Below are 19,254 nucleotides of genomic sequence, written 5' to 3' on the forward strand. Positions count from 1 at the left end.
CCATAAAAAGGACTATTTACCGCCATTAGACAGTCAACCCCACCAAAGGGAGAGCCAGTAACTTAAAATAATCCGAACTACGATTTGAAGAAACTTTAGGCCACAGCCCCAAGACAGCGAAGTCGGTCTCTAAATTACTTAGAGGGAACCTGTCCTAGGATACGCGCAGCTCCGATAACTACTGCCCGCTCGACCACCGAAGCATGACGTACCGGAACGCCAGCTAGCGCTTCCAATCTCGACTCAAGTCCTTTTATTTGACTTGACCCACCGACAAGAGCAATGCCCGTTAGCGCTAAATCTTTAGCGATCTCAGCAGGAGCTTCCTTAAGTGTCGCCAAGACTACGTCACAAATTGCAGAGATAGTAGAGTCAACAGCATCAACTAGCTCCTCGCCGCCCATTTGGACAGTGATCTCCTCGCCCGAATCAACATCTCTTCCAATGATCTTGGCGATCAGAGCACTGCCGTTAGCAGCCACGTCGAGCAGAGACACCTTTAACTCTTCAATGTCCGTACTTAACATTGTGACGTTGTAGCGATTTCGAAGAAATTGGGCAATATCTTCAGAGATGCTATCGCCACCTACAAGTTCCGATCTACATTCCACGACATCGCCCAAAGAGAGGATGCCAGCAAAGGTAGTCTGCGCACCGACACTGGCTACCATTGTGCCCACGGGGCCCTGCATCTCCAAGTTGGCGCCAACACCGGCAGAGACAAGACTATCTATAAAGATGACATTGCTCGCACCCGCCTTGGACATAGCAGCGGCAATTACGCGCTTTTCGGCACCTGTCATAAAGATCGGAGCACAAAAGCCTATGGTGGGTTTTGAAAAGTGGCGTTGCCCCACGCGCCGTAAAATCGCCTTAAAATACTGCTCCGCAAGTGAGACATCTTCAATTCGGCCATTTCTAACCGGTCGAGAGACCCGGAGGTTCCCCTCGACCCGACCCTGCATTGAAGCTGCAGCTTCACCAATCTCAACGATCTTGCCCTTTTTCTGATCAAAGATAATCAAATTGGGCTCTGAAACGACTTCGTCCGTAGAGGTATCACACCAAGAAATAGTCGAACTTCCTAGATCGAGAGCGACCGCCCTAGACAGCCTGCTTCCTCTCATCGGCGTTGTGATCCTGAACGGTAGGCTTCAAATTGGAGATAACCGCCATTCTCGCAGAAAAATTATCGATACTCGAGGTCGGACTCTTTGGCTTTCGCTCAATTAAGGCAATAAGCAACCCAATAACGACTACTGCCGCTATTGGCACAAGCACATACAGTAAATTAGACATCTTTAGTTATAGCTCCTCGAACTGCGTAACAACATTCGCTCCAAGCGCCCAGTCGCTACCATTTGACCAGTGTTCTTTCTTCCAAATCGGCGAAGTCTGCTTCAAAGTATCTATGCAAAATTTGCTAGCAACAAATCCCGATTCTCGGTGCTCGCTCGACACGCCAATAATAACGCTGGATTCCCCTAAAGCACACAGACCTAAGCGATGGTGAATGGCGACTTTTAGGACGCCTTCAAACCTCGACATGGCCTCATTGGCAATCTTCAAAAAAGAAGGTACCAACTGCTCTTCGTATCCTTCGTACTCCAGTGAGTCAACCCCATCACGTCCCTCTGAATGGTTTCGAACATTCCCGGAAAAAAGCACGACGCCGCCAGCGCGATCGTCGCCCAAAAACGAAATCACATCGTCAAAGGAAAGCGCCTTACGCGCTACCTTCAACCAAATAGTTTCGCCCTGAAATTCATCGGGGCCAATCAAATCTGACGAGTTCAATCATCACTCTTTCCGCGCTTGGCTTCTTAGCGAATTCCTACCTTTATAGCCTAACGTACATACCTTTAGTTTCGCTGAGTTAAAGATGGTCAAAATAGGAAAACTTTGGGCATCAACAGCAACTTTTGTGCTTAGGTGCTTTGATCTCCGGCCATCTCTCAGCTATCGTTATTACCTGAAATGGCATTCAACGAAAATGACCCGGAGTGGAATGAGGAAGACGGCGACGACGAACTCGGCCGAGGTGAGATTCTGCCCCCGGACGATCGAATCTGGATGCATCCAAGCGAAATCTCCTTCCTGCATCTAACTTCAAAAAGACAATCAAAACTGAGTAGGTTCAAAGATCGACTTTATAGATTCCCAATTTCGAGTGTCATTGTACTTTTGTTGGTGGGGATAGTTCTTGGAGCCTCAGCGCAATATGGTCTAACCTCAATGGCGTCTGCCTCCCCCAAGGTCCCAAAGCCGACATCCAACACCTACAGTTCTGTAGTATTGCCAAGCGAACTTTCTAAGAAAATTTCCATTGAAGCTTTAGCAGTCACAACAATAAAGACCAGCAGCGGAAGTTTTTGGGAAGCTGCTACTTTCGTCAATTCCTCGCATTACCTGGTAACATCTGCCGCAGCCCTCAAAACCAACGAAAAACTTCTGGTCAAAGGAAAGGGCAACAAATGGTCCATGCTCTCGGTCACCGCACTTGATCCATTGACCAATTCAGCAGTTTTGCAGTCGACAAATAGCTCACCCAACTTCATTCCCCCATACTCAAAAGATCTACCGCCAGTTGGAGCACTCGAAGAGCTGATATCCCCTCAACATAAGGGCGCCAAAAATAAGGTAATTACGGCCGAGGTCAAAGCGACGTCAACCCCATTAACGCTCTCTAAATCGATCTACATACCCAACAGCATCGAGCTTACGACTCAGTCACAGAACGTAACCCTGGGATCGCTGGTGCTCGACCCAGAGGGCGATCCGGTAGGGATAGTCGTAACAACTAAAAAAATAAAGCGCCAAGTAATAATTTATGCCACGCCAATGCCCTCATTGATAAGAATCACGACGATGGTTGCAGAGCACAAGGCAGTAAGTCACGGTTATATTGGTGTCTCTGGACTAACTACCAATAACCCAGCTCCAAAGAGTTCTGGCTCTGCCGTAAAAGTCACATCAATCGCACCAAATTCCCCAGCACAACTAGCTCACATTGCCATCGGGTCATATATCACTTCCTTGAATGGCTTAGCGATAACGTCGCTTCCGCAACTCCAAGGCATCCTTGAGTCAACAACTCCAGGAACCAAAGTTAAGCTAGGGCTCTATATGGGGTCAAAGCGTGAAACGATAACTATAACAGTCGGCAAACATCCATAAATGTAAAGGACGCGAATCAGTTAATTTCAACTATCAACCGTTGTGATGCGATTCTTCTTCTAAGCTTTAGCTCATAGCTTTCAAAGCAGACTGTCAGCATCAACTGCAATGATTAAATCAAATTACTAGAACTTTTCAGGGCCAAAATAAATCACAGTTCGGCCAAGTAACGGGGTAAGAGATGACCAATAATCCGTTCGGGAATAACCCGTTCGAAACAGTACTTAAAGACCTAATGAAGGTGATTGGCGGTCAAAACAACTTGGCTTCAACAGTCGCAGGTCAGTTCGCGATTTCTCTATCCTCCCAAGACGGAGGGGATGCAAACATAGATCCAGTTCAAAGAATTCGAGCCGAATCCATCTTCGAAATCGCCAAGCGCGAATTGGCATCCAACTCTTTAATCTCAGATATCGCCTTTACCAATGATGTAAGTGTCGTCTGCGTCTCACGCCTTGAGTACGTTCAACAAGTTTTGGTAAGCTATCAACAGCTCATCTCGCAAGCAGAAGAGCTGTCAAAGACCTCTACACCCGCCTCTTTTGAGGACGAGTCAATGCAAGAGATCGAGATACCAGGACTTCCTTTTGGTCAAATGGCAACCCTAATGGGGCCAATGATGACCGGGGTCAATGTCGGATCTATGCTTGGCCATCTTTCGCAAGAAATCCTAGCTAGCTACGAAGTCACATGGCCCATCGACGGAAACCAGATTTTTATTCTGACTCAAAATCTGGATACTTTTGTTTCCGACTGGAATCTAAAGATCGACGAAGCGACAATGTGGACATCGCTCAATCAAATTGCAATGGGCGCCATCATGAAACAACCAGCAATCAAAGAGAAGCTTTACGCAATAAACCAGGCTCACACTGGTGCTTCAATGAAGCTATTAGAGACGATGTCAAAGCAGATCGGAGAGATGGACCTCAGCGACCCTTCCTCTATCGAGGCTCTAGCATCGAATCCAGCTGCAATCATGAACATCGAACTCTCCCAAGAGCAAGAAAGGTTGATCAGACAGAGCCGTTCAGTCATCGCTGTAGTAGTTGGTTTGGCAGATTATGTCGCATCCAATGCGGCGCGTCACCTATTGGGCACCTTCGATTCCTTGGCAGAGGCGACTCGCCGGAAAAGAATTGATCGTCCTCAGGGTGTGGACCTATTCGAAAAAATCTTCGGCATCGGGGCTGACGCGGGAACTTACGAACTAGGACATAAGTTCATATTTGGAGTTTTAGAGAGAAATGGCGAAGAAGCTCTCGCTAGGATCGTGAACGACTCAATTGCATTTCCGACCGCAAATGAGGTCGAGGCACCAGGACTTTGGCTTGCGAGGCTCGAAACGCTTTGATATTCCAGCAAATATTTGATACGTCAATAACAAATATTTGCATGTAAAGGCCAGATCACTATTTGACGATATGCGAGATATGGAGTGGCCAAATGAAAAATCACCAGATGAAGAGTTTCTAGCCGACTACTTCTCATCTCACCAAGTATACGAATATCCATCTTTCGAAGCATCCCCAAAGGAAGCTATCGAAGACTTCGATGAACCAATTGAGAATCCTCAATCTTTAAAAAATGATTACGAGGGTTTCGAAGCAGCTCTATTGAAGATCGCCAATTTAGACCCATTGGAAAGTGGGAAAGGTTATGGATACTTCAACGAAGATGAAGAGCCTTCAGATCCAAAAGTAATTCCCAAACTTGACACCTTTGTCAGTGAGGGAATCAAATCAGAGTCGATCGATCTCGATCATATCCCGAGCAACGACGACGAATTCATAGAGATACCATTCAACCCCGAACCATCGTACAACTTTCACTACCAGAATCCATTCACTGGCGAAGAAGCCGAATATGTCTTCAAAGGGGACGCGTCTTCGAAAGTTGACCCGGTTGAAGAGCAACCTCTTGCAAGAGAAGTGCCTTCAGAAGCAGGTACCTTCGGCAAGAGCGGAGCAGAGCGGCGTTTCATGGGCGCAAGATCTTACGTAGATCCCTACCCATCAAAAGGAACCGACGAAGGTCGTAAACGAACTCCTGGAATAAGCGCGGATGCATTCAATGCGCTAAGACGTACGGCGCTATTTGCGAATCCTGAGACGTCCGTTCGAAAATCATACTTCGAAGTAATGGATCCAGAGGAAGACGGCAATTCTATAGAAAGCGATTCTGATGGGCTAGGCAACGATCATATGCCCACGAGTTCGATAAAGTTAAAAGTAGGCACGAATAATGCCAACGATACGGTACAACCACCCAAACAAAGGCAAATCATTACCTTCGGCGTCAGTAGTGCAATCTCGCCTCACAGTTCCGAAATCACCGGCTTCTCCTCACGCGTAGGTCGAGGAAAAGCACCTTCGAACTCAGCCGAACATTCAGTGGTAGACAGAGCCAAATCAGCTCCGATAACAGCAAGTCCAGGAAATCCTTCAGACGAATCGCGTGGCAACGAAGAAGGATTCTTCAAAGACCTCGAAACAAAAAATAATATCTTTGGGAATACCATGGAGTTAGATTCGAAAAGAGTAGCCAAGGAGTCGAACCAGGCCCATCCGATCCCATGGTCGAGAGGCGACGACGACCTCTTTAGCACCAACGCCAATATAGATTCATCGTCACATTCAAAGGGTCGACGCGGAAGTCGGAGGAAGAACGAGATCGCCTCCGATCCAATCACCGCAGAAATAACAATAACTCAGCCAGCCAAAAAATCCAAAATTATGGCGATTCTGACCAAAAAGCTCTAAGCACTTTTTCAAGTTGTGAACTAATCGTCACCGGTTCCGAGATCCCAGACAAGAGTAACCCTCTCGATCTCAGAGTCCTTGACGATTCGTTCACGATTTCTCTTAAATTGGGGGTCGTGCGGCGGAAGTAGCATCAATCTAGCCAAAACTCTTTGTCGGAAAAGATCAACGACCTTGCGCTCTCCACCCGTGTGATAGACCTCCCAGTGCGGCGCAACGGGACCTAGATAAACTATTCGAGCACTCGCCAGAGGCGGAGAGTCAATCTCATTTTCCACATACGACATAATAGACAACCTGACTTGAACACTTAGGAATCTTCAAATAACAATCTAGGCCGCGACGGCGGAAATCTCGCAACGATCCCAAGAATACGCCAAGCTTGAACACATTCACAAAGGTCCAGCCCCACAGTTCCAAACCAAAGAGATTCTCATCTCGACCGAACTAAGCGTCTATTGGACGCCACAGAAGTTGAGCCATGGACAACCACCCAGTTCACCGCAAGACTAGACAGTAGGAAATAGTGCAATAAAAGCCAGATCGCGGAAGTATCAAAGCGCCACCATTATTGCTCTCCGGTGTTATTACCCCAAGAGGTGCCAGGCATCGATCCCAGAAATAAGCCGACAAGGGCTACGTTTGGTCTTTATGTGGAGTGCCCATGGAAACAGATTGTCCTTTAGCATTGGATCCAACGAGTCAAGGATCCCAGGCATATTCCTTAGGGCTTAGATGCTTCTGCCCACTGGGTTTCCACCACTGGGCAGGTAAATGACTAGCATTGTTGCATTGCTAACCTCGGTCATTCTTGGTATGAAGATTGACCAAGGAAGTCTTTTTTGGCCAACTTGGTCGAGGCCCACAAGGACCAAGTTGCAAAATCTTAGCAGGACCTTATCCTGTGGTTGTTTGCTCCGCGCGTTGCGTTGATCTAAAGGCTTCGCTATTTGCATAGCCGATAGCTGCCAACATTGGCAATTGGAGTATCTATTTTTGAATGAAAATTGCCATGACGCCACGAGGCTGAAGAGTCCTTTACATCCTGGAGTGGAAGCTCAGCAGTAAATTGGCCCCAGTTAGCTTGACGAGGTGGCCCCGTTTTTAGAGACAATATTTCCTGCCATTGAGTTTATGATCAACTACTCAAAATCAGAAAAGGAATAATGCCACCAAAATTCACGCCTTTTAGATTCAAACATAAGTGGTTAAAAAAGAACAAGATGTTATTAGCCCTGATGCCTTAGCAATAGAGGCTAGATATTACAAGAATAGCAACTCTCTTTGGGCTCCAAAATCTCAGAGACGCCCCATCTCGTGGCAAGGGAGGCATAGCCGTGACGCAACCATAAAAGCACTAACTCCAAGTCAATGATCGAGCAACCAAGAGCAATAGCCACAGGCATAATAAACGTTTATATGCGGGCGTACCAGAAAACTGCGAACTAGCATCTGGCGAACTTCACGCTTGTCGAGCAAGATTTGAAGAAAAACAACAAACGTGCGGTCCAATCAAGATTTGGACCATTCAAAAAGAGTTAGCATCCTAGATCCTAAAACCACAAGGGAATAGCGATACGATCACTAAATGTAGCGGAATTACCCTCAGAATGATCTGGTTTAGCAGTAATCTTAGAGTTAGAAGAACAAGCCAAATAAACAAATCGATCTAAAAATTACACAGGGGTTGCTAACGGGGATAATTTACAAGACTTAAAATCATATAATCGTATCATATAATCAAAAAGGAATACTTTGGTGCTTCTTAGCATTATTTATTTTAACTAGAGGTGATCCGATACTTAAAATGATCCTACTATCATGGCTTTCACGCCATGATGAGTTCGACAAAGAACACTAGGCAAAGAGGTGGGGTGAGCGGCTTGAGGGATACCTCTTGGATGGGAAATGGCAATTGCAGAAATCTGCCACCAGACCTATTTTTTCCAACAGATGGCGCAGGAGTTGAAGTCGCAAAGCGCATTTGCGAAGGATGCCCAGTGTTAGACATTTGCCTGGACTACGCAATTGAAAATCATGTAGACCACGGAGTTTGGGGCGGAGAATCAGAAAGATCTCGTCGTAGAATCGCCAGACAAAGAAGAGTCCATCTACGCTCTAAACAGTCACTTCGAGATCTATAAGTTATCGTGTCGATTGATTCGTCTAGCTTTTTCGGCTTAGAGGTTGTTGCAAACGTCTCCGAAGGTCAGCGACAAAACGTAATTGATGAGATAGCCGTCGCTGGTGGTACGTCCCTTTTAGATCTCCACTCCGATCCTTATCACAATCGATCAGTATTTAGCCTTTATGGTAGAACACTTCGCGACGACCTTAGGTCTCTAGCAATTAAAACAATCGAAAAGATAGATATTGCAAGTCATCACGGCGTACATCCGCGAATTGGCAGTCTAGATGTAGTACCGTTCGTCTGGTTGAATCTGGACCTTGGGATATCAAAATGCACGGAGGACGATGCAAGACAAGCTCGAGACCTCTTTGCAACTTGGTTGTGGGAAGAGCTTTCGGTGCCATCATATCTGTATGGAACAGGCCGAACGCTTCCTCGACTACGATCCGACTTCAACGCCGGACAAGCACCCGACATAGGTGACCTCTCAAAGGTTCAGCGATCTGGGGCAGTGGCAGTTGGTGAGAGAGGACTGCTTGTAGCCTACAATCTCATAGTTGAAGAGACTTTAGAAAGCGCAAAATCGATTGCCGCCCAGCTTCGATCCAAATATGTTCGTACTCTTGCCCTGGAAGTTGGAGGATCCACTCAAATATCAGCCAATTTGATCGAGCCACTCGATTTTGGACCAATCGAATTCTATCGCGCCGTCGCCAAATTGACAAAAATTAGCTCATCGGAACTTGTTGGACTAGTGCCAAGCATAAATCTATCATCAATGACGGATGAAGATCTACGTCCGTTCGGTCTCTCAAAAGATAAAACCATCGAGGCAGCCCTCCAGCGACAAGGGCTTATCCAATAAAGCTTTCAGATGATCAAAAATCGCAAACATTCGGCCAACCCGTTAGAGAGTGACCTCCCGGGCCAATCTGATATCCTGTTGCGTTTTCACTCAGGTGAAGCAAGGATGCTCCGATAGTTACGGTGCAGCGGGTAGAGATAGACTTCCTTGACAGAGAGAGCGTATTGGTTGTAGCGATCAAGTTTGCCCCGACCTTTGGTTTGCCCGACACGGATCCAGTTCGCCGCCTTGTAGCTCGCTTCGGTGAACCGGGCAGACTCCACGAAGGTCTCCAAGAGTACAGGTTGGTACCCGTAGGCGAGTTGCCAGTCGCCAGGGAGGCGGCGAGCGACACGGGAGAGGATGTATGAGGCGAGGTTCACAACACGTACCTGAGGAAGAATGAGAAACCTCGCGTTGCCAACCACAAGGTGCAGCCGTGCTTCGCGGGTCGCTTTGTCCCAGCCGATATAGTTATCGCGTGGTGCGCAGCTCCATGGCGAGGCAGCGAAGCCGATCGCACCGATAGTTCCAGAGGAGCTCTCGATGAGATAGCGCCCCTCAGCACCGGCAAAGGTGGTGTAGCCGAGGTAGTGGTAGCTTGCAATGAGGTTTCGCCAGCGCTGCTTTTGGGCTTTGGTATTTGCTATGGCGAACTTGATTGGACAGAGATCGTCGAGCGATTCAGGATAGGCAAAGGGTAGCTCAGCGATTGGCTTTGCGTAGCGGGTGATGAGTCCGTTGCCGTTGCCATGCAGTGGCTTGGGCAAGGTGATGAGTCTGTCTCTGTCCATACGCAACAATGCAACGCGCGCCGACATGTCCTTCTTTGTTGCCAGCAACATTAAATTGACCCACCCTCCAGTAAGACTTGTCTGTGGAACATTCAAAACCACGGAGGAGTCATCAAATGCTGAAGGGCAGGACATTAATGAATTTAATTGAATTAAGATCACAAGGACACAGCTATCACGAAATATCTAAACTTGCCGGTGTATCTAGGAATACTGTACGCAAGTACGTTCGTGATGGAGCAATGTGCGAAACTAAACCACCTAGAGCCCCTTGGGGATCAAAACTTAGGTCCTCTATAAGGAGATGATTGATGGTTTTGTCAAAGACGGATTGATCAGTGCTCCAGCGATACTCTCTCGAATAGAACCTTTGGGCTATAGCTCTAAAGAAACGACGATCCGTAATTACGTAAAATCTATCAAACCAAATATTCGACCTCACGCCAAGGCGACCATTCGCTATGAAAGCAAACCGGGAGCTCAGATTCAACTTGATTGGGGACTCTTTGGTTATGACGATCACCGAGGAACAAGGAGAAACATCGCTGGACTTATGGTGACAATGGGTTACAGCTAAAGGGTCTATCTAGAGTTTGCCCTAACAGCTGACATCTATGGCTTTTCTACCTGTTTGATCAATGCTCTTTATTACTTTGGTGGCATAACCGATGCATTTCTTACCGATCACATGAAAACAGTTGTCCTTGGTGGCTCAACCACTCAAGGATGGGACCTAAATAGTCACACGAGCGACTTGGCTAAATATTTAGGTATATCAATCAAGTTAGCTCCAGTGAGAAGACCCCAGACAAAGGGCAAAGTAGAACGAGGAATACGATACGCCAAGGATAACTTTTGGCCAGCACGTACTTTTACCAACTTAGCCGACTTGAATGAACAGGCTCTTTCTTGGTGTCGACAAACTGATACGAGAGTACATAATGGCCTTGGCGAGACTCCCCTAGAAGCATTTGCGAATGAGTCGCCCTATCTTCGGGCCAAAAATCTCTTCCTGGAAGATACGCATCGAATTGTTGCCTTCAAAGACGGTTGGGGTCACGTAATAACCCTTTGACAGCGAGCCTTCAAGCTCAGCCCTAGACCCACCGGTGAGGATCTTAGCGCCTTCAGCTTTGCCAATCTCAATATAGGAAAGATTTTCTCTAATTGGTCATTGCTCGCTTGAGCACCCATCATGGTCTCTGCGTCTAATGGATTCCCAAGCTTGATAGCTTTAGTGCGCGCAATTGCATCGACCATAAATTCATCGTACATCGACCGTTGAATCAGTGCTCGAGAAGGGCAGGTGCAAACTTCACCTTGGTTCAATGCGAACATTGTAAATCCCTCTAGCGCCTTCGAGTAAAAGGCGTCCCTCTCATTTGCGATATCGCCAAAGAATATATTTGGACTCTTCCCGCCTAACTCCAAAGTAACAGGAATTATATTTTGGCTAGCGTACTGCATGATCAGACGCCCAGTAGTCGTCTCCCCCGTAAACGCAATCTTGCGAATCCGAGAACTCGAAGCCAGCGGCTTACCGGCCTCGACACCAAAACCGTTCACGACATTGAGAACGCCTGCGGGCAAAAGATCAGCGATAAATTCGATTACCTTCAGGATTGAAGTTGGAGTCTGCTCAGCGGGCTTGAGAACCACACAGTTGCCGGCTGCCAAGGCTGGTGCCAATTTCCATACTGCCATGAGTATGGGGAAATTCCAGGGAATCATCTGCCCCACCACACCAAATGGTTCGTGAAAATGGTAAGCGATCGTCGATTCATCAATCTCAGAGATGCCGCCCTCTTGGGCACGAATGGCACCTGCGAAGTATCGAAAGTGATCAACTGCCAACGGAAGGTCAGCAGCCAATGTTTCTCTAACCGCTTTACCGTTGTCCCACGTTTCGATGACTGCAAGTTCCTGTAAATTCGCTTCAATTCGATCAGCGATCTAGTTGAGAATATTTGCTCGCTCGGCAACCGATGTCTTGCCCCATTTCCCAGCCGCCGCATGTGCCGCATCGAGAGCCAGCTCGATGTCCTCGGCAGTTCCTCTCGCAACCTCGCAAAATACTTCTCCATTGACGGGTGAGATGTTCTCAAAGTATCCTCCCTTTACTGGTGCAACCCACTCCCCTCCAATGAAATTATCGTAACGATCGTTGAACTTAGTAATACTTCCAGAACTGCCTGGTGCTTCAAAAACTGCCACGGCTCCCCCTTGTGACTGACAAATCTCAATATGAGAAATATTTAGTGCATAGTTCTTATCGAAAATGCATCATGATGCTAAGCCTCAAACGTTGCATGAGAGTTGCGTTCCATGTCAAGAGTCCGGACCTCACGAAAAAGAAGCCAAGGGCCGACAATCAAGAGGAGGAGTCCACCCTCGCACGAATCATCCACGTACGACCAAGCCTAAGATTGCTCTGTATCTGTGAGCCGTGCTATTTTGCTTATCTTGAATCTTCAATTGTCCATCAGTCGAGCTCAGTCAAACCACCAGCTTTAGCATTGCCCAGCCATTAGACGATCGACCTATTTGCCGAGGATGGAACCTTCCCATAGTCACAAATCGAAAGATTTCCGTTTCGGCTGGCCTAACTACCTAAGCGAAACAAAGTGTCCTATGCCATTGAAAGCCAGCCCAGAGCGACGTATAGAAAATACTGGAACCTTATCGATCTTTAAAGCCACAAGGTGGCCCTTATGGCAAAGAAGAAATACCCACCCCAAGGTCGTGATCGAGCGTTCTTGATGGTCATTGATCGTAGGGATGTGCTTGCTTGACGTATAGCACCTAAGGTGGCCGTTAATGGAACATTGAAGAAGTCCTTGCTTTCCACTCATTCATTATCCAAACATAGCATCTCGCCACACTTAGTGGCTTTACGCAACATGTCGTCTTTTTTGACAAGCTCTTTGAAGACTTCTTCGTAGGTGCCGCATAAATTAGGAATGCCTAAACTCGACTAGAGTCATGACGGCACTCATGAACCAATGGGTCCTACTTGGACCACAAATCTAGGCTTTGCAAGATCGCTCATTGAGTAGCTAGAGTCGGAGTTAGCTCGTCTAGAAATTACCGTGGTACACGACTAGTCGGCGACCTTCTATGAGCAGATTTGCCGGAGATTGCGCCTCGGTGTGTCGGTACCAAAAATCTTAATAAAGGACGAGTTGACGACCGCTAGGTCCGTCAACTCGTCAAGCATTTTAGCTAATTTCGTGCCCGCATCATTACTCGTTGAAGAAGTCCTTGCTTTCCACTCATTCATTATCCAAACATAGCATCTCGCCACACTTAGTGGCTTTACGCAACATGTCGTCTTTTTTGACAAGCTCTTTGAAGACTTCTTCGTAGGTGCCGCATAAATTAGGAATGCCTAAACTCGACTAGAGTCATGACGGCACTCATGAACCAATGGGTCCTACTTGGACCACAAATCTAGGCTTTGCAAGATCGCTCATTGAGTAGCTAGAGTCGGAGTTAGCTCGTCTAGAAATTACCGTGGTACACGACTAGTCGGCGACCTTCTATGAGCAGATTTGCCGGAGATTGCGCCTCGGTGTGTCGGTACCAAAAATCTTAATAAAGGACGAGTTGACGACCGCTAGGTCCGTCAACTCGTCAAGCATTTTAGCTAATTTCGTGCCCGCATCATTACTCGTTGTCGATGAAGCTTTCGCCGTTCCCTCTCAGAGAGTCCGCCCCAAATCCCGAAACGTTCATCTTGATTCAAGGCATACTCTAAGCAATCCCCTTGAACCGGACATTCATTACAAACAGCCTTAGCAGAAGCCGATGGAACCCCGCGATCTGGATAAAAAATCTCTGGATCCCAACCCTTGCAGCGGGCAAACTCCTGCCATTTTTCTTTACCTAAAGAGAGCTCGTAGCCAACAATGGTCACACCACCCCTCCTTCCCCCAAAGGCTCAAACTTAAAATGCAACAGACGAAGCATCTAGCGTCGAATATCAAATACTTGACCTTGAACTGCGACTATGAGTGAGCTTAGCTATCGCATCTAAAAAATCGTTCAATTCCAAACTAAATTTTTCTATTTCCCAAAGTAAGCACTTTTGTCCCGAAAAACGGGAATAAAACTCTCTTATCTCGAAATTTAATTAAGGTTACGAAGTCCGCTGAGCCATAAAATCGACAAGAACATATTTCCCCAAATCCGATGGATCACTATAGAAGACCTTGCCCCGATTGATCTTGGCAACCTGGTTCATAAAGTCCACGAGATAGTCGGTTGCATCCAACACAAAGGAGTTGATTGTTATACCGGCCTTTGTGCATCTATTCACTTCCGAAAGAGTCGCCAATATTGTCTCCCGGGCCGGAGGGTAGCTAAAAAATGGCTCGCCATTTTCTAAGATATGCGCCGTTGGTTCCCCGTCGGTTACAAGGATGATCTGCTTGCGTCCAGAACGCCTTCTAAGAAGCGTTCGTGATTGGCGCAAAGCATCCTCCATATTGGTTCCATATACATAATCCCATGAAACGCTAGGCAAATCCATCGGCTTTATGACGTGTGCCACCTCAGAAAAACCCACTATGGCAAGGTAGTCTTTGGGGTAAGCCGTAGATATCAGGGTCGACAGAGCAACTGCGACCTTCTTTGCGGCTAAAAAGTTATCCCGTAGCGGCATTGACAGCGAGAGGTCCAGACACAGCACAGTCGATGCGCTAACCATCGCTTCAGTGGTCTCAATTTCAAAGTCCTCGACCTCTACTTTGAGTGGAAGTCCGCCTCTCTGGCGAACGATAGTATTGGCTAAGGTCTTTCCTAAGGAGAGGTTTAGCGGATCGCCAAACTCATATGGCTTTGTCTCGAAGTCCTTGTCAACGCCTACCCCACGCCTCTTCAAATCATGACCACCCAAGCGCGATGCATCCAAATCATCAAAAACTTCCTGAAGCATCTTTTGCCCAATCGCTCTGAGTCCGCCGGCACTTAGGGTCAACCTCTCGTCGCTCATTCCAATCAAACCAGCATCCTCTAGCTGCTTCGTAAGTTCCGAAAGTCGCCGAAGCGAGGAGGCCTCTTTTTCGCCCAACAATTCAGAGATTTGATCGAAATCCAACCGAGATAGATCACCAGGAGTTCCAATACTTCGGAGATAACTCTCGATGGAATCGAGTTGGGAAAGTTCATCCAATACTTGGCCGGCTTGGCCAATAGACATAGGATCGCTCCCCCGAAAGGACCTTGGATCAAAGCGCATCGAGTCCATCATTGGGGACAAAGATCGCATCAGCTGAGAGATAGCCCAGGAGAGATCGAGATCACCATTGACATTCTGAGCAAGATTAGCCAATTCCATTTGCTGTTCTTGGCTCATAGCTCCAAAGGCGAGCGAGGCGGCCGCCATCTGCGTGAGAAGGTGGTCGAGTAACTCTTGAGTGTTAGCGATGCCAGGCGGAAAAGATCCACCATACCTATCCATAAACGCCTCAAAAGCTTCGGATGTATCCTCGTTTGCATTATGAGCCTCTATAAGGGAGTTGAGGGCGCCGATCATCTCTCGGAAGTTCTCTAAATCCTCTGGCGTCATAGTCGACAATGAATTTTTAGCAGACTCAAAGAAGCCTTCGACAAACTCTCTTTCGAGAGATTCTCGCAAATCATCAAAGTCTCTCTTCGCAGTCGGAGAGAGAAAGTCATAGTTTCCAAGCGACTGAATCTTCGAAGCAATCGAAGGTCCAAGGGAATCAAGCGTCAATTGATCGTTCAGATAAAGTTCTTCTGCCTGTGCGATCCGAGGAGCGTCCTTGGAGTTGGAAGCTGCCTCTAGATACTCCTCAAGCGCCCGACGTTCACTTTCTAGGATCGATCTAATTGCATTGTCAATCTCGCTAGCCTTGCCCGATGGGTCGTACTTACCAAAGAGCTCAGAGCGCCTCTGTTTGAGTCGCTCAAGAACCTCTTTCAGCCCGAGGATATCACCACCATCTTTAGTTCTCATTCCGCGATTCATTAGCTCCCGCAGGGCAGACATGGGATCGCCGTGATAGAGCAGTGCGTCGGCAATCTCGTCGAAAATCTCAGATACATCTACCTCGATCTCTTGAGTCCCATCCCATCTTCCATAACGAACGGAACTCCAACTGCCGGGGCGTCTCATCTTGTTCGCTTTGCATAAATCGAGCCAGCATCGCCCTCGTACTTATTCAATCGCTTAGCAAGGTGCAACCCCTCCAAGACGAATTCAAGGGCACCCAACTTAGCCTGCGGTAATGCACTAGGCTCGATTCGGTCGATCACCAGTTGGGTTTCAGGCGAACTCTCCAGAGCCTTTGCGAGATGTTCATCACTGCCATCTTCTCCAACCGTTACCTCAAAACCTTCGTCAAAGGTCGCTACCAATGGTCGCAGTTCATCCAAGGTCACTAATGAGCGAAACACTTCAAGATTTGCGCGATCCACGAGCTTGGAGATGACCATGACTTCGTCGGTGTCATCAACCGTGTCAAGTTCAATCTTTCCAGACATAGACGAAGCAAGGACCCAAAAATCACAAGGTCGTACCACCGCGTCGGGTGAATCGGATATCAACGTACGTCGCAAGGCCGCTGCAGAAAGAGCTTCATAGTTTGCCACTGTAGCTCGTACCGACACTCCCGACTTCTGGTTTATATTTGGAGCCCTCCTGGCCAACTCAGAGACCAACGCGACTACCCCTCTTAGATGTTGGGGGAAATATATATTCGAATCCTCATCATCATAAAAAAGAGCCTCCTGGTCGACTATCTCCAGTTCAATAGCCGAAGAAAGTGGATAATGAGTTCGAATTTGAGAGCCAAATCTATCCTTTAGCGGAGTAATCAAACGACCACGGTTGGTGTAGTCCTCCGGATTAGCCGATGCGATCAGAAAGATATCGAGCGGAAGCGAAATTCGATATCCCCTGATCTGAATGTCACGTTCCTCAAGAATCGAAAGAAGACCGACTTGAATCCTCTCGGAAAGGTCCGGCAATTCATTGATGGCAAAAATACCACGATTTGTCCTCGGGACCAGTCCGAAGTGCATCGTCAACTCATCTGAGAGGTACCGACCTTCAGCGACCTTGATCGGATCAACATCGCCTATCAGATCGGCCATAGAAGTATCTGGCGTCGCCAATTTCTCGCCAAATCTCGCACTTCTATGGACCCATGCTATGGGTGTCTCGTCGCCGTTTTTCGCTATCAATTCCTTCGCATAGACTGAGACTGGATTGGTGGGATCATCATTTATCTCAGAACCTTCCACAATCGGCAGCCATTCATCCAAAAGCGAGACCAAACTTCGAATAATCCGGCTCTTACCCTGGCCTCGCTCCCCTAGCAAGATCACATCATGGCCAGCTAAAATCGCCGTCTCTAATTGGGGCATCACCGTATTTTCATACCCGTGGATCCCGTCGAAAAGTCCTCTGCCGCTACGAATCGCCTCAATAGCATTCTTGCGCATTTCAGCAGCGATAGGCATAGAGGTCCATCCGGATTTATTCAATTCACCAAGCGTCTTTATCTTTACATGTTCCATTCATACAACGATAGGCCAACCATGGGAGCTATGTAGGGCGATCGAGGTCATTTAGGCTCCTTTCAAGTCCCAAAAATCGATAAATTCATCTGAGCTAGAGCCACCCTGGAGCGATCAAATGCGGTATTAATCTGAAATTTGAGACAAAAATGTGACATAAGTCACTGAATTAATAAAAAAATACAATTCTTTTGATCTTTTCTCGGTTACAGATTTCAAAAAGTCACCATTTCGTGTAAAGCTATATAGCGTGAAAGTCCATTACCACAGTTACGATGCGGTCATCGTCGGAGCCGGAGGCGCAGGCCTCCGCGCAGCGATTGAAGTTGCCGGAAAAGTTAAAACCGCCGTTATAACCAAGCTCTACCCAACCCGCTCTCATACCGGTGCCGCTCAGGGCGGTATGTGCGCAGCACTCTCAAATGTCGAGGAGGATTACTGGGAATGGCACGCCTTTGACACGGTCAAAGGCTCTGACTACTTAGGTGATCAACCCGCTATCGACATCATGTGCAAGGAAGCCATTGATGCGGTCATAGACCTTGAGCACTTTGGCATGGCATTCTCTAGAACCCCGAAGGTCGAATCGACCAGAGGCGCTTTGGAGGCCACACAAGAAACCATGGGGAAGCGCCAGTGCGGCGTTCGTGCTACGCTGCAGACCGAACCGGCCACATGATCTTACAGACGCTCTATCAGCAGTGTGTCGCTCGAGATGTGACATTCTTCAATGAATTTCAGGTCTTTGATATTCTCTTTGATGAAAGCACAGGAGAGCGAAAGGCCGCTGGTATCGTCGCATACGAGCTCTCGACCGGCGACCTACATGTATTTGTGTCCAAGGGAGTTCTCTTTGCCACCGGCGGCTACGGAAAGATGTTTAGAATCTCCTCAAATGCCCACACCCTCACCGGTGACGGTCCGGGCCTCCTGTTCAGAAAACAAATTCCGATCCAGGATCTAGAGTTCTATCAATTCCACCCAACAGGCATTTATGGATTTGGGATCTTACTCTCCGAGGCTGCACGAGGCGAAGGCGGAATTCTAAGAAACGGCAGTGGTGAGCGCTTCATGGAGCGCGTTGCTCCAACTGTCAAGGATCTTGCACCCCGCGATATGGTCTCTCGTGCTATTCATGCAGAAATTCGCCAAGGAAGAGGAGCTGGGCCAGATAAAGACTATGTCTATCTCGATCTCACACACCTTCCTCCAGAGCAAATCGATGCCAAGTTGCCCGACATTAGTGACTTCGCGCGTACATATTTGGGCATAGAGCCAAAGACTCAACCCATTCCAATTCAGCCAACGGCACACTATGCAATGGGTGGAATTCCAACCAACGTCGATGGCGAAGTCCTTGTCGACTCCAACGAGACAATTCTCCCGGGTCTCTATGCGGCCGGCGAATGTGCTTGTGTCTCGGTACATGGCGCAAATCGACTTGGAACCAACTCACTCTTAGATATCGTCGTCTTTGGCCGTCGCGGTGGCAAAGCTATGGCAGAATATGTTGCCAAAGTACCGCACCCAGAGGTTGCCCGAGGCGTGGAGACTCCTGTTCGCGAACGAATCCAGGCGCTCAAGGATGCTAACGGAACCATGAAGGTTGGAGAGCTTCGAACGAATCTTCAGCAAACAATGACTCTCAACGCCTCGGTCGTAAGAACGCAGGAATCCTTAGAGGAAGCGCTCACAACGATCCAAACTATCAAGAAGCAATATAACGACATCGCCATCGACGACAAGGGTGAGGTCTTCAACTACGACCTAGTTGAAGCCTTGGAACTTGGTCACCTCCTCGATTTAGCGGAGGCATTTGTGATCGGGGCCCTAGCGCGCAAGGAGAGCCGTGGCGCACACTGGAGGGACGACTTTCCCACCCGCGACGACCAAAACTGGATGACACATACCCTTGCATATCGACAAGAAGATGGCAGCGTGCGCCTTGACTACAAGCCGGTCAAAGGTGGCAAATATCAGCCCATGGAACGAAAGTACTAA

At 47.8% G+C, this 19,254-nt stretch carries 16 protein-coding genes and 2 pseudogenes; 9 read left to right on the plus strand and 9 right to left on the minus strand.

Features of this window, described 5'->3' with window-relative positions; genetic code table 11:
• Positions 1–134: 134 nt before the first annotated feature.
• The 3 genes from ACIDITHRIX25_RS96330 to ACIDITHRIX25_RS96340 are packed head-to-tail and all read right to left on the minus strand — an operon-like array spanning position 135 to position 1,797.
• A complete protein-coding gene (locus ACIDITHRIX25_RS96330; RefSeq protein ID WP_201733280.1) occupies positions 135–1,127 on the minus strand; it encodes a rod shape-determining protein in 993 nt (330 codons plus the stop codon).
• Entirely contained in the window at positions 1,105–1,299 is a 195-nt protein-coding gene (locus tag ACIDITHRIX25_RS96335; RefSeq protein ID WP_152626143.1) for a hypothetical protein, read from the minus strand. Before ACIDITHRIX25_RS96335 ends, ACIDITHRIX25_RS96330 begins: the two co-directional genes overlap by 23 nt.
• Positions 1,300–1,305: 6 nt before the next feature.
• A complete protein-coding gene (locus ACIDITHRIX25_RS96340; RefSeq protein ID WP_052606827.1) occupies positions 1,306–1,797 on the minus strand; it encodes a molybdopterin synthase catalytic subunit in 492 nt (163 codons plus the stop codon).
• A 180-nt stretch (positions 1,798–1,977) separates the two neighbouring features.
• Between ACIDITHRIX25_RS96340 and ACIDITHRIX25_RS96345 the strand changes: the two genes are divergently transcribed.
• The 3 genes from ACIDITHRIX25_RS96345 (at position 1,978) to ACIDITHRIX25_RS96355 (ending at position 5,939) form a co-directional block, all read left to right on the plus strand.
• A complete protein-coding gene (locus ACIDITHRIX25_RS96345; protein WP_201733281.1) occupies positions 1,978–3,177 on the plus strand; it encodes a PDZ domain-containing protein in 1,200 nt (399 codons plus the stop codon).
• A gap of 181 nt (positions 3,178–3,358) precedes the next feature.
• Positions 3,359–4,531 (plus strand): zinc-dependent metalloprotease, encoded by a 1,173-nt coding sequence (locus ACIDITHRIX25_RS96350; RefSeq protein ID WP_082058816.1) that lies wholly within the window; start codon positions 3,359–3,361, stop codon positions 4,529–4,531.
• A gap of 70 nt (positions 4,532–4,601) precedes the next feature.
• The gene (locus tag ACIDITHRIX25_RS96355) at positions 4,602–5,939 is read left to right on the plus strand and encodes a hypothetical protein (RefSeq protein ID WP_201733282.1); all 1,338 of its coding nucleotides are present in this window, start codon (positions 4,602–4,604) and stop codon (positions 5,937–5,939) included.
• A 20-nt stretch (positions 5,940–5,959) separates the two neighbouring features.
• On the opposite strand, the gene ACIDITHRIX25_RS96360 is transcribed toward ACIDITHRIX25_RS96355, so the two are convergent.
• Positions 5,960–6,226 carry a hypothetical protein gene (locus ACIDITHRIX25_RS96360; RefSeq protein WP_052606831.1) on the minus strand — a complete coding sequence of 89 codons (267 nt, stop codon included), beginning with the start codon at positions 6,224–6,226 and terminating at the stop codon, positions 5,960–5,962.
• A 1,614-nt stretch (positions 6,227–7,840) separates the two neighbouring features.
• On the opposite strand from ACIDITHRIX25_RS96360, the gene ACIDITHRIX25_RS96365 reads away from it, so the two are divergent.
• Positions 7,841–8,083, plus strand: coding sequence for a WhiB family transcriptional regulator (locus ACIDITHRIX25_RS96365; RefSeq protein WP_052606835.1), 243 nt, complete (start codon positions 7,841–7,843; stop codon positions 8,081–8,083).
• 6 nt (positions 8,084–8,089) lie between these two features.
• Entirely contained in the window at positions 8,090–8,935 is an 846-nt protein-coding gene (locus ACIDITHRIX25_RS96370) for a hypothetical protein (protein ID WP_201733283.1), read from the plus strand.
• 86 nt (positions 8,936–9,021) lie between these two features.
• Here ACIDITHRIX25_RS96370 and ACIDITHRIX25_RS96375 read toward each other — a convergent pair whose 3' ends face one another.
• Positions 9,022–9,843, minus strand: coding sequence for a Druantia anti-phage system protein DruA (locus tag ACIDITHRIX25_RS96375; protein ID WP_201733284.1), 822 nt, complete (start codon positions 9,841–9,843; stop codon positions 9,022–9,024).
• A gap of 2 nt (positions 9,844–9,845) precedes the next feature.
• Between ACIDITHRIX25_RS96375 and ACIDITHRIX25_RS96380 the strand changes: the two genes are divergently transcribed.
• Genes ACIDITHRIX25_RS96380 through ACIDITHRIX25_RS96390 form a run of 3 tightly spaced genes read left to right on the plus strand, consistent with a single transcriptional unit; the run spans position 9,846 to position 10,783 of the window.
• On the plus strand, positions 9,846–10,016 hold the full coding sequence (locus ACIDITHRIX25_RS96380) for a helix-turn-helix domain-containing protein (RefSeq protein WP_502756221.1): 171 nt from the start codon (positions 9,846–9,848) through the stop codon (positions 10,014–10,016).
• Positions 10,013–10,285 (plus strand): hypothetical protein, encoded by a 273-nt coding sequence (locus ACIDITHRIX25_RS96385; RefSeq protein WP_052604141.1) that lies wholly within the window; start codon positions 10,013–10,015, stop codon positions 10,283–10,285. The genes ACIDITHRIX25_RS96380 and ACIDITHRIX25_RS96385 overlap by 4 nt, the downstream gene beginning before the upstream one ends.
• Before the next feature lie 54 nt (positions 10,286–10,339).
• Positions 10,340–10,783, plus strand: a complete 444-nt coding sequence (locus tag ACIDITHRIX25_RS96390) for an integrase core domain-containing protein (RefSeq protein ID WP_160291723.1) — start codon at positions 10,340–10,342, stop codon at positions 10,781–10,783.
• Here ACIDITHRIX25_RS96390 and ACIDITHRIX25_RS96395 read toward each other — a convergent pair.
• From ACIDITHRIX25_RS96395 to ACIDITHRIX25_RS96410, 4 genes and pseudogenes are all read right to left on the minus strand, one after another.
• Positions 10,670–11,922, minus strand: a pseudogene (locus ACIDITHRIX25_RS96395) (aldehyde dehydrogenase family protein). The gene ACIDITHRIX25_RS96390 and the pseudogene ACIDITHRIX25_RS96395 overlap by 114 nt on opposite strands.
• A gap of 1,432 nt (positions 11,923–13,354) precedes the next feature.
• Positions 13,355–13,624, minus strand: a complete 270-nt coding sequence (locus tag ACIDITHRIX25_RS96400; RefSeq protein WP_283770431.1) for a WhiB family transcriptional regulator — start codon at positions 13,622–13,624, stop codon at positions 13,355–13,357.
• Between the two features lie 222 nt (positions 13,625–13,846).
• On the minus strand, positions 13,847–15,847 hold the full coding sequence (locus tag ACIDITHRIX25_RS96405) for a vWA domain-containing protein (RefSeq protein ID WP_052604612.1): 2,001 nt from the start codon (positions 15,845–15,847) through the stop codon (positions 13,847–13,849).
• The gene (locus ACIDITHRIX25_RS96410; protein ID WP_201733286.1) at positions 15,844–17,253 is read right to left on the minus strand and encodes a sigma 54-interacting transcriptional regulator; all 1,410 of its coding nucleotides are present in this window, start codon (positions 17,251–17,253) and stop codon (positions 15,844–15,846) included. The genes ACIDITHRIX25_RS96405 and ACIDITHRIX25_RS96410 overlap by 4 nt, the downstream gene beginning before the upstream one ends.
• Before the next feature lie 250 nt (positions 17,254–17,503).
• Between ACIDITHRIX25_RS96410 and sdhA the strand changes: the two are divergent.
• A pseudogene (sdhA, locus tag ACIDITHRIX25_RS96415) lies at positions 17,504–19,254 on the plus strand (succinate dehydrogenase flavoprotein subunit).

The organism is Acidithrix sp. C25, assembly GCF_904848545.2.

Bases quoted from the DNA above. Each gene is read 5' to 3' on its own strand.
- ACIDITHRIX25_RS96405 (WP_052604612.1), bottom strand. From the start codon at position 15,847: ATGAGACGCCCCGGCAGTTGGAGTTCCGTTCGTTATGGAAGATGGGAT.
- ACIDITHRIX25_RS96375 (WP_201733284.1), bottom strand. From the start codon at position 9,843: ATGTCCTGCCCTTCAGCATTTGATGACTCCTCCGTGGTTTTGAATGTT.
- ACIDITHRIX25_RS96335 (WP_152626143.1), bottom strand. From the start codon at position 1,299: ATGTCTAATTTACTGTATGTGCTTGTGCCAATAGCGGCAGTAGTCGTT.
- ACIDITHRIX25_RS96380 (WP_502756221.1), top strand. From the start codon at position 9,846: ATGAATTTAATTGAATTAAGATCACAAGGACACAGCTATCACGAAATA.
- ACIDITHRIX25_RS96345 (WP_201733281.1), top strand. From the start codon at position 1,978: ATGGCATTCAACGAAAATGACCCGGAGTGGAATGAGGAAGACGGCGAC.
- ACIDITHRIX25_RS96350 (WP_082058816.1), top strand. From the start codon at position 3,359: ATGACCAATAATCCGTTCGGGAATAACCCGTTCGAAACAGTACTTAAA.
- ACIDITHRIX25_RS96385 (WP_052604141.1), top strand. From the start codon at position 10,013: ATGATTGATGGTTTTGTCAAAGACGGATTGATCAGTGCTCCAGCGATA.
- ACIDITHRIX25_RS96410 (WP_201733286.1), bottom strand. From the start codon at position 17,253: ATGGAACATGTAAAGATAAAGACGCTTGGTGAATTGAATAAATCCGGA.
- ACIDITHRIX25_RS96355 (WP_201733282.1), top strand. From the start codon at position 4,602: ATGCGAGATATGGAGTGGCCAAATGAAAAATCACCAGATGAAGAGTTT.
- ACIDITHRIX25_RS96330 (WP_201733280.1), bottom strand. From the start codon at position 1,127: ATGAGAGGAAGCAGGCTGTCTAGGGCGGTCGCTCTCGATCTAGGAAGT.
- ACIDITHRIX25_RS96365 (WP_052606835.1), top strand. From the start codon at position 7,841: ATGGGAAATGGCAATTGCAGAAATCTGCCACCAGACCTATTTTTTCCA.
- ACIDITHRIX25_RS96360 (WP_052606831.1), bottom strand. From the start codon at position 6,226: ATGTCGTATGTGGAAAATGAGATTGACTCTCCGCCTCTGGCGAGTGCT.